At 29.5% G+C, this 14,260-nt stretch carries 14 protein-coding genes; 1 reads left to right on the top strand and 13 read right to left on the bottom strand.

Annotated features, from left to right (window positions below):
• Positions 1–85: 85 nt before the first annotated feature.
• The 3 genes from dnaA to ruvX form a co-directional block, all read right to left on the bottom strand.
• Entirely contained in the window at positions 86–1,369 is a 1,284-nt protein-coding gene (gene dnaA / locus FZC34_RS00070; RefSeq protein WP_148971441.1) for a chromosomal replication initiator protein DnaA, read from the bottom strand.
• Positions 1,369–1,626, bottom strand: coding sequence for a 30S ribosomal protein S20 (rpsT, locus tag FZC34_RS00065; RefSeq protein ID WP_148971440.1), 258 nt, complete (start codon positions 1,624–1,626; stop codon positions 1,369–1,371). The genes dnaA and rpsT overlap by 1 nt, the downstream gene beginning before the upstream one ends.
• A 151-nt stretch (positions 1,627–1,777) precedes the next feature.
• Positions 1,778–2,215, bottom strand: a complete 438-nt coding sequence (gene ruvX, locus FZC34_RS00060) for a Holliday junction resolvase RuvX (RefSeq protein WP_148971439.1) — start codon at positions 2,213–2,215, stop codon at positions 1,778–1,780.
• Between the two features lie 238 nt (positions 2,216–2,453).
• Here ruvX and nth point away from each other — a divergent pair, with 238 nt between their 5' ends.
• Positions 2,454–3,266 (top strand): endonuclease III, encoded by an 813-nt coding sequence (gene nth / locus FZC34_RS00055; RefSeq protein ID WP_148971438.1) that lies wholly within the window; start codon positions 2,454–2,456, stop codon positions 3,264–3,266.
• 65 nt (positions 3,267–3,331) lie between these two features.
• Here the strand turns inward: nth and mutS are convergent, their stop codons facing one another.
• From mutS to FZC34_RS00005, 10 genes are all read right to left on the bottom strand, one after another.
• Complete coding sequence (gene mutS / locus FZC34_RS00050; protein ID WP_148971437.1) at positions 3,332–5,758, bottom strand: DNA mismatch repair protein MutS; 2,427 nt, start codon at positions 5,756–5,758, stop codon at positions 3,332–3,334.
• A gap of 123 nt (positions 5,759–5,881) precedes the next feature.
• Entirely contained in the window at positions 5,882–6,115 is a 234-nt protein-coding gene (locus tag FZC34_RS00045; protein WP_148971436.1) for a hypothetical protein, read from the bottom strand.
• A complete protein-coding gene (gene ykgO, locus FZC34_RS00040; protein WP_148971435.1) occupies positions 6,115–6,240 on the bottom strand; it encodes a type B 50S ribosomal protein L36 in 126 nt (41 codons plus the stop codon). Before ykgO ends, FZC34_RS00045 begins: the two co-directional genes overlap by 1 nt.
• Before the next feature lie 234 nt (positions 6,241–6,474).
• The gene (locus FZC34_RS00035) at positions 6,475–6,837 is read right to left on the bottom strand and encodes a hypothetical protein (protein ID WP_148971434.1); all 363 of its coding nucleotides are present in this window, start codon (positions 6,835–6,837) and stop codon (positions 6,475–6,477) included.
• The gene (locus FZC34_RS00030) at positions 6,834–9,533 is read right to left on the bottom strand and encodes a valine--tRNA ligase (protein ID WP_148971433.1); all 2,700 of its coding nucleotides are present in this window, start codon (positions 9,531–9,533) and stop codon (positions 6,834–6,836) included. The genes FZC34_RS00035 and FZC34_RS00030 overlap by 4 nt, the downstream gene beginning before the upstream one ends.
• Complete coding sequence (locus FZC34_RS00025) at positions 9,530–10,045, bottom strand: hypothetical protein (protein WP_148971432.1); 516 nt, start codon at positions 10,043–10,045, stop codon at positions 9,530–9,532. Before FZC34_RS00025 ends, FZC34_RS00030 begins: the two co-directional genes overlap by 4 nt.
• A gap of 252 nt (positions 10,046–10,297) precedes the next feature.
• Positions 10,298–10,549 (bottom strand): membrane protein insertion efficiency factor YidD, encoded by a 252-nt coding sequence (gene yidD / locus FZC34_RS02845; RefSeq protein WP_148971431.1) that lies wholly within the window; start codon positions 10,547–10,549, stop codon positions 10,298–10,300.
• The gene (locus tag FZC34_RS00015; RefSeq protein WP_148971430.1) at positions 10,537–11,526 is read right to left on the bottom strand and encodes a hypothetical protein; all 990 of its coding nucleotides are present in this window, start codon (positions 11,524–11,526) and stop codon (positions 10,537–10,539) included. Before FZC34_RS00015 ends, yidD begins: the two co-directional genes overlap by 13 nt.
• Before the next feature lie 16 nt (positions 11,527–11,542).
• A complete protein-coding gene (locus tag FZC34_RS00010; protein ID WP_148971429.1) occupies positions 11,543–12,679 on the bottom strand; it encodes a type II secretion system F family protein in 1,137 nt (378 codons plus the stop codon).
• A 59-nt stretch (positions 12,680–12,738) separates the two neighbouring features.
• On the bottom strand, positions 12,739–14,196 hold the full coding sequence (locus tag FZC34_RS00005) for a GspE/PulE family protein (RefSeq protein ID WP_148971428.1): 1,458 nt from the start codon (positions 14,194–14,196) through the stop codon (positions 12,739–12,741).
• Positions 14,197–14,260 lie beyond the last annotated feature (64 nt).

The raw sequence follows: 14,260 nt of genomic DNA, 5'->3' as shown, positions 1-14,260 counted from the left end.
CACCCTATTTATAGCAAATAATATACAATTTGCAAATATAAATATAATAATAAATATATAAAAATAACTATATCAATTGTTTCTTCTATTTATCTATAATTTTCCTAATATTATCTAATTCCAAACCGAGATTCACTTCACTATCAATGCTACTTTCTATCTTTTTAATACTATAAAGTGCTGTAGTATGATCTTTTCCACCTAATAAACGCCCTATTTCTGGCAAAGAGCTATCAGTTAATTCTCTACATAAGTACATTGCTATCTGCCTTGGTTTCAATATTTCTTTTTTCCTGGATTTAGAACACAACTCATCTTTATTCAAACTATAATACTCACATATAGAATCAATTATTATACTTGGAGTAATAGATTTTTTATCCTGTACGAATTCTTTTAATATTCCTCTAACAGTATCTAAATTTAAATCTTTCTTAAAGAAATCTACATAGGCAATAACACGCATCAAAGCACCGCCTAATTCTCTTATGCTTGATTTAACATTCTCAGCTATGAATTGTAGAATATCATCACTAATATTTCTGCCAACAGATTTTTCTTTTAAAATGCTCAAACGTAATTCATAATTTGCTGGATGAACATTCACTACTAATCCACTTCCTAATCTAGATCTTAATCTTTCTTCTATTCCTGATAATTCAGATGGAGCCTTATCAGCTGATATTATTAGCTGCTTCCCTTGAGAAATCAAATATACAAATGTATGGAAGAATTCCTCCTGAGTTGAGTCTTTCCCTGATAAGAACTGAAAGTCATCAATCATAAGCACATCAAATGAACGCAGCTCATCTTTGAAATCCATCATATCACGCTGTTTTAGCGCATTAATGAATTTCATCATAAATTGTTCAGCAGATAAATAGCATATAGTTTTTCCATCATGATTATTTCTCACATACCAACCAATAGAATGCATAAGATGCGTCTTTCCTAAACCTACAGGCCCATAAAGAAATAATGGATTAAATATTCTATTAGATGATTCTGCAATTCTCAATGCCGACGTAAAAGCCATTTCATTAGATTTTCCCACAACAAATGTCTCAAATGTCATATCTTTATTCAATGGCAATGAATAATCACTGCTTGTTTGAGATTTTTTCACAAGATTTTCTTTGACATGCAGCTCTATGGATAAGTTATGCTTTCTTTGTGCAAAATCCTGAACAACATCTAAATAATGATTACGAATCCAATTAGAAATAAATTGAGTTTTGACATAAAGCTGCAAAACGCCATCACAAATTGTAACTTCTGCATCTTCAAACCAACTACCAACAGTAGAATGCCCCAACTTGTTTTTTAGCTCAACTAATATATCGCCCCAAATTGATTCTGCATTAACCATTAAACTGTACTATGAAACATTTTAGATAATTTACTTATCTTACGGTCAGCATTAGCTGGGTGAATAATTCTTTTTTGACCACATTTAGAAATATAAGCTTGGGTCTTTCTGAATAGATCTGCATTATTTTCTTTGTTTTCAATAGATTTCTTCAAACTTTTTACTACTGTTCTTAATTTGCTCATATCATGCTTATTTGATTTTCTAACTTTAAGATCTCTACGAATACGCTTTTTTGTAGCTGTATGATTAGCCATTTATTACCTCATTTAACATCCTATCAAGTCTACAATATATTTCACAATCAATAAATACATTATGCAAAAATTATTAAATTGGAATCAAATGCATATTAAGAAAAAATCTGTTAAATGCATTATGAAACATAAAATTACAATATATAAATTATTATGAATGCTTCCTACTATTTAGAAATGATTTTAAAATTATCATAGCAGACAATGCATCATCTGTATCTAATTTCTTCCCATCCCCATACATATTTGCAACATAAGAACTGCTTAATCTCTCATCAAATTTTTCTATTGGCCCATCCCAAGAACTCTTTAACTCATCAATAAATTCTTGAGTTTTATTACACTGAAATGCCTCTTCACCTTTCATGTTCAGTGGCCACCCTACAACCACACCAACAACTTCTCTTTCAACTATCAGATCAAGTAAAATCTTGACAATATAAGCTTTAGGTCCGTAAACACCATTTGGGATAGAAAGTTCTTGATTATAATCACAAAAAGCAATTCCAGTCCTGACTTCTCCATAATCTACACCCATTATCACTCCTGATTTTGGTATATTTACCACAGATTCTTGCATAGTTATCATAATTTCATCCCATTCATATGAATTTCACCTCATTCAATATCAATCTTAATATGCATTGAATTATATTGCTAACGCTTGAATTATACGGTTAAAACAAAAATTTCAATGTAAATTTCAAATTTTCAGGTAAAAATAATTAATCAATATACCAAATATCTAATAATATCTAATAATATCTCGAGTTTTGTTCAAGAAAACATATTTTGATTTTATTAAAAATACTGTACATTATTTCCAAATGCCATCAAAACAAAAAAATGCAGCAAAAAATGCAAAGCCAGTCAAAAAAATCACATATGAAAAATCAACTGATAAAATAAAATTACGCACTGACAAACAAAAAATAACTACACAGCCTAACAGAAAAACTAATAACAAAGTAGTGTCTGATTCTGATCGTAATTTGAAGGATACAGCTTACCTCACACAAAGAGCAGATCAAATATTTGAAATATTATCTAAAGATGAATTGCCAGAAACTATAGCATTAGAATATGAGGATCATTATACATTACTTGTTTCCACTATACTATCTGCACAATCTACAGATGTACAAGTGAACAAAATCACTCCAGCATTATTTGCAGTAGCATCAACTCCACAGCAAATTGCAGAACTTGGTGTTGATCAGCTCATTGAATATATTAAATCGATTGGCTTATTCCGCTCAAAAGCGAAAAATATAATAGCAACAAGTAAAATGCTAATTGAGCGATTCAATTCAACAGTACCAAATAATATAGATGATTTATTACAACTACCCGGAGTTGGGCGAAAAACTGCAAATGTAGTGCTGAATTTCGGATTTCGCAAACCCACATTTCCTGTAGATACGCATGTATTTAGGCTTGCAAATAGATTAGAAATCTCTAATGGGAAAACCCCAGACCAAGTTGAACAAGACTTAGAAAAATATGTTCCTGAAAAATGGGCACTAGAGGCTCATAACTTCCTTGTATGGCATGGACGCAACGTTTGCAAAGCACGCAAACCAGAATGTACTAAATGCTCTTTAAGTAAAATATGCAATTCTAAGGATAAAGTGATCTAAAACAAACTAATCCAAAATCACTGCTATTATCTATAGCTTTGAATTATATTATATTTATATATATATTATGCTATTCTACTTCTTTTATCTTTATTATCATCTTCCAAGATTTTTCTAGATCTTTCAATAACACTATTTGGGATTCCAGCCATTTTACATACAGAAATAGCAAATGATTGATCTGTAAATCCACTTTTTATTTTATGCATAAATAATAGATTCCCATCTTTCTCGCTAATGCTCATAGTCATACAAAATATATTTTGATCATGCTCAGATAATTTAACCAGTTCATGGTAGTGAGTTGCAAATAATGACCTAATCTTTCTAATAGATATATGTTCCATTATCGCTAAAGCAATCGCCTTACCTTCTTGTGCAGATGTTCCACGACCAACTTCATCAACAATAATCAAGCTATTCTCAGTAGCATTATTCAAAATGCAGGCAACTTCCACCATTTCCATCATAAACGTAGACATTCCATTAGCTAGATTATCAGAAGCTCCTATTCTTACAAAAATACCATCTATCATACCAAAATTCATACTGTCTGCAGCAACATAACACCCTGCCTGTGCCATTAATGCTATTAATGCATTCTGTCTTAAATATGTACTTTTTCCAGCCATATTTGGACCTGTCATTAGCAAGCATTTTTTATCTATTAATTGGCAATCATTTGCTGTAAAAGTCTCATTATGCTTTTGTAAAATATTCTCAACAATCGGGTTTCTCCCATTTGAAATATTAAAATTATTCCCATTATCTATAGTTGGCTTACAATATTTATTGATTATACTTTTATTAGCTAATGCAACATTCACATCAATAATTGCAATTACTTTTGCTACATATAAAATCGATTTTTTAACAGATTTAATAAAATCTACTAAATCATTAAATATTTGCACTTCTTTTTCGACAGCCAAAGCTTTTGCATTTAACATTCGTGCACTAATTTCCTGCAAATGGCTATTACTATACCTTGTGATTGTAGATAAAGATTGTTTTTCAATAAATGAGTACAGCATTTTCTTTTTCTGACTATTTGGAATCTCAACACAATATCCCAGCACATTGTTGTACTTAATCCTTAAAGTAGGTATCTCTGTTTCTTGCTTGTAAACATCTTGCATCTCTTTAACTTTATCGTCACAAACGGATTTGATGTTGCGTAATTCATCTAAAGAACCACTATAACCATCTTTGATAAAGTCACCTTCATTAATTTTCAATGGAGGGCACTCAACAATTGTAGCTTTTATTTTCTGTATAATTGTTTCGTTATAACCCAATGCGTCAATACCATCCTTAATTTCCGTTGGCAAATCAAAACCAATAATTAAATTATATATATTTCTAGCTGCCACCAAACTATTGGCAATTTTAATACAATCAGCCGGACAACTTCTATCCAAAATCACCCTACCCAAAGCGCGATCCAGGTCATCACACAATGCTAAATACTTCTTGATTTCTTGGATCATAATCGAATTATCAATAAAAAACTCTATACTATTTAAGCGATTCTTAATTAAGTCTAAATCTTTCAAAGGCGATGTCAGTCTAAATTTAAGTAACCTAGCTCCCCCTGCAGTTACAGTATTATCTAATGTATCAAATAGTGTTCCTGTTATATTTCCTTGTAATGTACGTGTGATTTCTAAATTATCTCTTGTAAATTTATCCAAATGCATTAAATGGCTATCATTTATTTTGACTATTGGTTTTAATTCTATATTTTCACTTTTCTGTGTATACATCAGATACTGAGCAAGAAAACCTGATGCACGTACTTCTAAGTCAGATATCGACCCAAATGACTCTAAATGTGCAATTTTATATATCTTTTTTAGATTCAGCCTATTTTGATTTAAGTCATATTTCACATCAGGCACTAATTGAATTTTCGTATGCCAATCATTAATACTTCTCCAAAGATCATCATGATTCAATATGCTTTCTGGCACTAAGCATTCTCTTGGGTTCCATTTAGAAAACACGTTGTTCAAATCATTCATTGGAGTAGAATCTACAAAAAAATCCCCAATAGATAAATCTACAATTGAATAAGATATTAATCCATTCTTCATAGGGCTACAACAAAGTAGGAAATTATATGATTTTGGATCAAGCATAGATGATTCTGTTAGCGTTCCGGCTGTAATAACCCTTACAACTTCTCGTTTTAATGGAGCTTTTTTATCCGTACGATCATATACACTTTCAGTTTGCTCGCATAGTGCAATCTTATGCCCTTTGTCTATTAACTTGCCTATATATGCATCACTAGCATGATATGGAATTCCACACATGGGAACATCAACATTCTTACCATGAGCTGTGAGTGCTATATTTAATGCATGAGAGGCTCTTTTTGCATCCTCGAAAAACATTTCATAGAAGTCTCCAACTCTAAAAAATAATATACAATCATTATAATTATCTTTCAAATCACAATACTGCTTCATCAAAGGTGTTTTTTTCATATTTATACTAATAACTTATACCATATATCAAGAATAGATTATATCTTAATCCTCTACGGCATTCTATAAATACTTTGCAATTTTACTAATTAACTAGTGAATTAACTGATATTTTAAGATATATCAGATATTATAATCATCATCTTCTTCTTTATCAGAAAGATGATGTGTAATATTATTTACAAATTTCTCAAATAATTCATGCTTATCTTCCAAATGATTATGTATAATATCATAAGCAATATACGCTTTTTTATCACTTTTAATCTGTGCATTAGGTATATCACCATTTGCAATATCTTTAGCTTTTTGTATCATAGCTAAAATATCATGATAACTATTTTCAATAAGATTCATTAGCCTTGTCTAGCCTTATATCTAGGGTACTTCTTATTAATCACGTACACCTTTCCTTTTCTTCTGACAATTTTACAATCCTTATGTCTGTTTTTTAAGGTTTTTAATGAGCTAGTTACTTTCATAATTGATATTATATACATATTTCCAATGAATTTTCAATGCAAATAATGATTATAACAACTATATCCTAAATAGTATCCATACTAAGATAGCGTCTATACTAATCATGTTTATGCTAATAATTATACTAAGTGAACAATTACTTATAAATTACCTAAACAATCATTATATCAATAAGGGTTAAGGTGAAATGAAATACAGAAATATATATTAATTAATTGTGCTGTAAAGATGCATTAACTAATTGATGATGAGCCTATATAGTCAAATAGCTCACTTACCCATTTAGTCTTAATTAATGATGGCTTGATATGTGGAACCATTTTCAACTTGCTATTAGTAATATTTCTCTGATAACTATGAACATAACCATCTTTCAAATATACTTTTATCCAATGCAATTTATTTGCTTTCATAATTTGATCAGAGTATTCAAAATAAAAGATTACATTATTATTTAGTGGATGATGCACTACTGAACGCCCATATTTACTATACAATTCAGATTCTGACATTCCTTTTATATTTTCTTTTATTGCAAATCCATGTTTAGTTTCGCATCCATAAAGCATAAATGCTAACAATAAAATAAATCTCATAACGAATTTTCCCACATCTGAATAATATTATCTACTTTTTTTAGCTCACTACTAAAAGTTTCCACTCTTAAATTAATCTCTTCCCTAATTTCTTCTGGAGCTTTCAACATAAACTTAGGATTGTTTTTACTTTTCAATGCAAGATTATAATCCTTCTCTATATCATTCTTAATTTTAGTAAATTTCTTTTGCACAACATCTTTATCGTAATCCTTAATTGGAATGCTTAAAAATCCTCCCATCACTGGATATGGAATATAATTACTTTTATATGCATCATTAGAAGGTTTGATTTCACATTTTGTTATTTGCTTTATAATTCCGTATATGTCTAGTGCTTTTGCTTCTTGTCCCTGATCACTAATATGTAAAATTGCTTTCTTTTCTATTTCAAAAATTGCTTTAATAAATCTAATTTCTTCAGTAACATTCTGTATAAACTGCACAGTAGTATCATCATTTCCAATACTTTTATTTAAATCACCATCCAAATCATCTTTGCTCAACCTATCTTTGTCTGCTCTATCTAAATCTATCAAATTCACATGGTCATCAATTCGCAAGTTTTGCATAATACCTGCAATCTCTAAAATATCTTTATTAAACAAATCCTTATAAATATAATTACTTAAAAATGGAATAAACGGATGCAGTATGATCAACATATCGTGTAGTGCGCTTTCTAACACATATTGGGTTTCTTCTTTATATTCTGAATTTAGTAAATATTTCGCCCCTTCCAAATACCAATTACAAAAAACATCCCAAATAACTTTGTATATCTTATGAGATGCGTGATATAAATCCCAATTATCTATATATTCTTTAATTTCCTCAGTAGCATTTTTTAATTCATGCAAAATCCATATATTCCACACATGATTCACTGCACATGCATAACCTTTACCATCTGCAGCATTATTTATACTATTTTTGATATATTTATATAAATTCCATATCTTAATACAAAAGTGCCTTGAATGCTCAATGTTTTTATCTCCAAATTTTGTATTTTTACCTGGAATAGATGAGTAGAGCAAAGCAAATCTTAGCACATCCTTCCCTTCTTTATCTACAACTCCAATTGGATCTATAACATTATTTTTAGATTTAGACATTTTCTTCCCAAAATTATCTTGGACCAGACCATGTAAATATACTTCTTTAAATGGAACATCTTTTTTGAAAAAACACCCAAACATAACCATTCTTGCAACCCAGAAGAAAAGTATATCACTACCAGTAACCAAAAACTTATTTGGATAATGTGACATATCAAGATCATTATTCTCAATTGTTGTAAATGGCCATAATGCTGATGAAAACCAAGTATCTAGAACATCATTTTCTTGTACTAACTTTTCTTTATCCAACCCTAATTCTTTTGCTTTCTTCTCAGCTTCATTTTTATCTAGCGCAACAATAATCTGTTCATCACAATACCAAACAGGAATCCTATGACCCCACCATAATTGCCTTGAAATACACCATGGTTGAATATTATTCATCCAATGTTTATATGTATTAACCATATGTTCTGGGTAAATTTTAATCTTCTCTAATGCTCTCAATGCATCTTTCGCCATATCATCAGTATCAATAAACCATTGATCTGTTAATCTAGGCTCTAGAATCGTATTTGATCTATCTCCAAATGGAATGATACTCTTAATCTTCTCAACTTTTTCAAGATTTTCTCCTAGATCTGCAACTAACATTTTCCTTACTTCAAATCTATCAATCCCTACATATTTATCAGGCACCAAACTTCCATCTAAAGATCCAGTTTTATCTAATATATCTACACACTCAAGATTATGATCTTGCCCAATCTCAAAATCTAAGAAATCATGTGCTGGTGTAATTTTAACGGCTCCTGTACCCATTTCAATCTCACATCGTTCATCAGATATTATTTTTATTTTTCTGTTTGTCAAAGGAATTTTAGCATATAATCCTATAAAATCTTTATATCGTACATCATTAGGATTTACAGCAATTGCCTGATCACCAAACAATGTTTCTGGTCTTGTTGTTGCAACAGTAATGAATTGATTTAGCTTGTCTTTATTATTTAACGATTGAGCTGCGAATTCATCTGAAGAATCTGATTCATATTCTGAAAAATCCAATTCATATTTAATGTAATACAGCTCTCCATTTGATTCCTCAGATTTGACTTCTAGATCAGAAATTGCAGTTTCCAACTTTGTATCCCAGTAAATCATTTTCTTAGCTTTATAGATCAAACCAGCTTCATATAATTCACAAAATGCCTTAGAAACAGAAATTTGAATATCTTCATCCATTGTAAATTTGGCATGATCCCAACTCAGCAATACACCCAATGACTTTAATTGACTATATATGTTATCTTGATACTTTTCTTTCCATTCCCATACCTTGTTCAAGAATTTTTCACGTCCTAAATCATATTTAGTTAAAGGCATGATGGATTTTTCTACTAATATTTGTGTTGCAATTCCAGAATGATCAGTGCCTGGAATCCACAATATATTTTTACCATTTAATCTCTCAAACCTAACTTTAAAATCTTGCACACAAACATTTAGTGCATGACCAATATGCAATTTACCAGTTATATTAGGTGGAGGCAAAACAATGATTTCGTCATATGATTCAAATTTAAACTCTGATTGGTCTTCAATTGCTTTAATATGGCTTATAAAGCTCATTTCTTCCCCATAATCTTGTGGATTACGTCTTCAACCACTTCATATAGTTTGCTTTTTACAGAATGCTGAATAATACTATCTATCGATTGTTTAATATAATCCTCATGATTCTGTATATACTCAAATAACATTTTATTTATATATTTTGAAATGAACTCTTCATCTACAGCATCAAACACAACTTTTCTCATCATATCTTCAGAAATATCTTGAATTTTAATCTGACTTCCCAGTTGATTCATTATTTCGCTCTTATTTGATTCCAACCATTCACCAAACAAAGGAAGAAGCATACTATACATTGCTTCCTCTTCTATTTGTAACGTTTCTGTTTTGCGGATTTTAATACATTTTTTTTGATTTTTAATTTCTTTTAATTGTCCAAGTGCATCTTTGATCTTATCTAACGAGGATTCAGTATCAATAATGGCATTATTGTCTGTGCCATCTTTTACTATTTCCTTCTTACGATTTCTCATTGATTCTAAAACTTGTTCTAAAGACTTTTGCATGCTTATAATTTAACAATATTATCTTTAAAAAGAAATCCTATCCTTAGATTCAAGTGTAAAAAGAAATAAAACACGAAAATAAAAGCTCAAATTCATACAAAATCTTATGCTTCATGCGACAAATCATACCTTAACAATGAACTGTCTCTTTATAATGAATTTACTTATACTATAGATAATAATATATATAAAACATTGCATATAATTTATACAAAACATTATCATCACTATAAAAACTATATCTTAAAATATTTAAAACTTATAAAAAGGGTTGCATTTTAAAATTCTAATAATAATTTTGTGAACACCAGAAACACCCTCTTCATTTAGTACTGTCAAAGCATATTTAGAGCAACTTGGATAAAATATACACCTATTCTTCAGATATGGGCTTATAAATCTAATATAAAATTTAATAGAATGCTTCAGCAAATTAATCGCATATTGCTGTAAACTATTAATAGCACACTTCAATAAATTACTCACAAGCTTTAATGAAAACATATTCTTGCAAACCCACACTTCCTACTAATATCAGATATCATGCTTTTTTTATTTTCATCAATATTAATTAATTGAAGAGAAAGTTCATTTTTAGATATAAGCCTAATTTTATAATCATGATTACTTATATAATCTACAAGCTTAGATAAATCAATTTTTCTCTGCACATCATGCTCTAAAGATTTCAAATGATCTAACGGTGGATAATTCAACATTCTTTTATTAATCACTCTCATTCTAGATTGTAAATCTTGCATTTTTAAGCCTAAACCATGGCTTTTGCTATAAAATGTAAATGCTAGAATGCTCAATGTTATACAAGACACTGCATTTGCTAATCCAAATCTCAAGTTCTCAATTATATTTTGTATATATTTGTATTTTATTTTACTTATAGGGAATTTTATTGCTCTCTCTATTTTGTCTATAGAAAACACCTCTACGTCATAATTAAAGTCAAAATATGCCCCGAAAATTCTTACTTTGGGAGATTCAAAACTATATTTTTTCATATGTTTTATAACATGTTCCAAAGCACTCTCAGAAAACTCTCCTAATATTTTGAACCATATCAAATTTCCATTTAAAAGAGATAAGCATATTTTCTGTTCGCCATCATCAAAAAACCAAATTTCATTTTCAGACAAATTATTGACTAGAAGTTTTAGTGATTTTACTTTCTCTAAAATAGACCATCTTTTTGCCTTCCTGTTTGAATATAACCAAACACACCAATCTTGCATTACAACTCTTTTATAGCCTTTATCATTAAGCAAAAGGTTTTCTTTATACTTAAACCACTTTCTTTTATCAAAAAAATTCAGATTAGAAGGAATGCGCTCTACAATAATATCTGTCATATATTCATCAATTACATTATTGCTAAGCATGTTCATATTGTCTGAATCTTTATTAAACCCTCTATAAACAAACTTGTAAAAGTTAGAAATCAAATTAATTGCTCTATTAACACTCATACACCCTCCAATAAAATTAAACAAAAGAGCTGTACAAAGGAATCATCATTGAATACACTATCACACCAATTAAAGAAGCAATCACAGCCAATATAAATGGCTGACTATATTCTGAAACTGAGTCTAATATCTTAAACATTTCTGATTCATACATCTCTGATATTACTTGAAATCCAGATCGTAAATTTGCTGATTTCTCATACATTCCCATCAACTTACAAAGCGATTTATCCACCTTAGAAATGTTAAATGCTTCATTAACAGAACAACCTGATTCTATATTTTCACACACCTTATCTATTATGTAAATATTGTTTTGACTAGACATACAGTTCTTTGCTACTTTAAATCCATTTATCAACCTAATCTCATTATTTAACAACATATGGTTTATATGAAAGAAGAATGCAAAATCTCTGGCAAACCTATATTTCCTCACTATAGACATAATATTCCATATATTATCCATTCTTTTCCTCATAACAATAATAAACATAATAATAGATACTAATCCCATCATGTATTGAGTGAAATATATAGATATATGATTCAAAACATTTAAGATCAATGGAACTGTACTGTTCATTTGATGCAAAAGATTTATAATATTTGGAACCAGAAAATTCACTACAATAGAAAATGAGAAAAGAAAGAAGATAGACAGCATAATTGGATATTTCAAGCTCTTTTTTATCTTCTTTTTCTTTAAATCTACCTTTTTATAATAATCAGACAAAAATTTACAAAAACTGCCTAAAGATCCTACTTCATCTATTATAGAGAAAATACTTAAATTGTTGTTTTCAAACATATGCTTGTTTTTATATAAAGCCCCTGAAAATGAAAAACCCTTTGTGATTTGCGTCTTAATATTCAAGCACATTTCACTAGCTTTAATCCCACAACTTCCAATCATATCTAAAGATTTGTCTAAAGTCAGCTCATTAGATAAAAATTTTGATAAGAAATCAAACATCAAAAAAAGATCAAAATCGTTCAATTTCTTTGTAAACACAAAGAAACTCCTCTTGATAAATACTATATCTAACCCTTGATTCTTAATAGACAACACAGCATCTTCTAAACTAGTAGAATAAATATTTCCTTTCTTCTTTTCTCCATTTTTCGAAAAAGCTAGGTACTTAAAATACATTATTTTATCTTGCTATACACATTTAATACAATGCTATATTACATATCAACGTATAAGTCTCAGTATATATCAAATGATTTTTTGATTTCATTATAAGTTGTGTCACCAGATATCACCCTTTCTATAGCATTCATAGACATTGTCTTAAAATCTTCTGGAATCAATTTTTTCATATCTACTTGATTATAAATGGTCCCACCACAGCAAGCATCATTTTTTATGTATGCGCTTTCTGCAACGACAACCCTTCCATCAAACCCAGTATGATCACACTTATTACACCCAGCTTCTTGAAATATAAATTTAGATTGAATGCTATTTTGGGCTAGTTCTGGCAAATTATTTGGAACCAACTCTTTACAAGAACAAAGCTTTCTAATTAATCTTTGAGAAACAACCCCTTTTAAATACTGCATTATCAAAGTTTTTTCTATGCCAAATTCAATTAATCTATCAAAAACTCCAAAAACATTATTTGTATGCAATGTTGTAAATATTTTATGACCTGTCATTGCTGCTCTCATCACCATATGAGCAGTTTCCGAATCCCTAATCTCTCCAATTAGCATAATATTAGGATCTTGCCTTAAAAGAGACTTGATTCCTGATGCAAAATTCATATTAGGGGATTTATTTACATCTGTTTGCCTAACTAAAGGAATGTATGATTCTATTGGATCTTCCAAAGTCACTATATTGTTTGAATGAGGATCAAGATGAGATAAAATACTATACAGTGATGTTGTTTTTCCAGATCCTACAGGCCCAGTAAAAATCACCAAACCATCTGGCATATCAATGAATTTATTTATATTCTCTAAAGTGTCTTGAGAATAATTCAGCTCCTTCAAATCAATTGGTTTGCTATTCCCCAAAACTCTTAAAACAATATTTTCTCCATGCATAGTTGGGTGACATGCTACCCTGAAATCAATTTTCTTCCCTGAAATTTCTTTAGAAAAGCTACCATCTTGAGGAATTCTAGTTTCAGAAATATCTAATTCAGAAATCACCTTAATTCTAACAGAAACAGGTGGCCACTTTTCTTTTTCAAACTCAAAAACATTCCTTAAAACACCATCAACCCTATATTTAACAGAAACACTATTTATTCCAGGACAAAAGTGTATGTCAGAAGCTTTTTTTGTGAAAGAATCTAGTAAAATTTTATCACAAATATATTCTCCAATATTGCTAATTTCTGAATTGAAATCTGATGATTGAAAATTCAACTTTTTATAGAATTTTTTTATATAAGAAATGATTAAATCTTTCTTCACCTTCTTATAAATCAACCTATCAAATTTAACATATGACGATATGTCCTCAGATATATAAAACACATCTTCACTAGATGCGATTGTTAAAATTCCATTTGTAAAGCTTAATGGCAAAATGCTTTTTTTAATGCAAAAATTTTCAGGAAAAGCAGAAAGCAAACTGTCTTCAACAAAGCAATTGCTTATATCCAATTCATCTTCAACTGATTGAATCTCTTTGGAATTAGCATAATTCATCTAAAACAAATAATACATGATTTTTTACAAAAAAACCATTGATTGAAACTCTAAGATTCAATTG

This window comes from Candidatus Cytomitobacter primus (assembly GCF_008189405.1).
Classification (GTDB): Bacteria; Pseudomonadota; Alphaproteobacteria; order CAJXXZ01; family 1604HC; genus Cytomitobacter; species Cytomitobacter primus.
Note: the sequence above shows the minus strand (reverse complement) of the source record. Positions and strands in the feature narration are given on the sequence as shown.

Bases quoted from the DNA above. Each gene is read 5' to 3' on its own strand.
- dnaA (WP_148971441.1), bottom strand. From the start codon at position 1,369: ATGGTTAATGCAGAATCAATTTGGGGCGATATATTAGTTGAGCTAAAA.
- rpsT (WP_148971440.1), bottom strand. From the start codon at position 1,626: ATGGCTAATCATACAGCTACAAAAAAGCGTATTCGTAGAGATCTTAAA.
- ruvX (WP_148971439.1), bottom strand. From the start codon at position 2,215: ATGATAACTATGCAAGAATCTGTGGTAAATATACCAAAATCAGGAGTG.
- nth (WP_148971438.1), top strand. From the start codon at position 2,454: ATGCCATCAAAACAAAAAAATGCAGCAAAAAATGCAAAGCCAGTCAAA.
- mutS (WP_148971437.1), bottom strand. From the start codon at position 5,758: ATGAAAAAAACACCTTTGATGAAGCAGTATTGTGATTTGAAAGATAAT.
- FZC34_RS00045 (WP_148971436.1), bottom strand. From the start codon at position 6,115: ATGAATCTTATTGAAAATAGTTATCATGATATTTTAGCTATGATACAA.
- ykgO (WP_148971435.1), bottom strand. From the start codon at position 6,240: ATGAAAGTAACTAGCTCATTAAAAACCTTAAAAAACAGACATAAGGAT.
- FZC34_RS00035 (WP_148971434.1), bottom strand. From the start codon at position 6,837: ATGAGATTTATTTTATTGTTAGCATTTATGCTTTATGGATGCGAAACT.
- FZC34_RS00030 (WP_148971433.1), bottom strand. From the start codon at position 9,533: ATGAGCTTTATAAGCCATATTAAAGCAATTGAAGACCAATCAGAGTTT.
- FZC34_RS00025 (WP_148971432.1), bottom strand. From the start codon at position 10,045: ATGCAAAAGTCTTTAGAACAAGTTTTAGAATCAATGAGAAATCGTAAG.
- yidD (WP_148971431.1), bottom strand. From the start codon at position 10,549: ATGTTTTCATTAAAGCTTGTGAGTAATTTATTGAAGTGTGCTATTAAT.
- FZC34_RS00015 (WP_148971430.1), bottom strand. From the start codon at position 11,526: ATGAGTGTTAATAGAGCAATTAATTTGATTTCTAACTTTTACAAGTTT.
- FZC34_RS00010 (WP_148971429.1), bottom strand. From the start codon at position 12,679: ATGTATTTTAAGTACCTAGCTTTTTCGAAAAATGGAGAAAAGAAGAAA.
- FZC34_RS00005 (WP_148971428.1), bottom strand. From the start codon at position 14,196: ATGAATTATGCTAATTCCAAAGAGATTCAATCAGTTGAAGATGAATTG.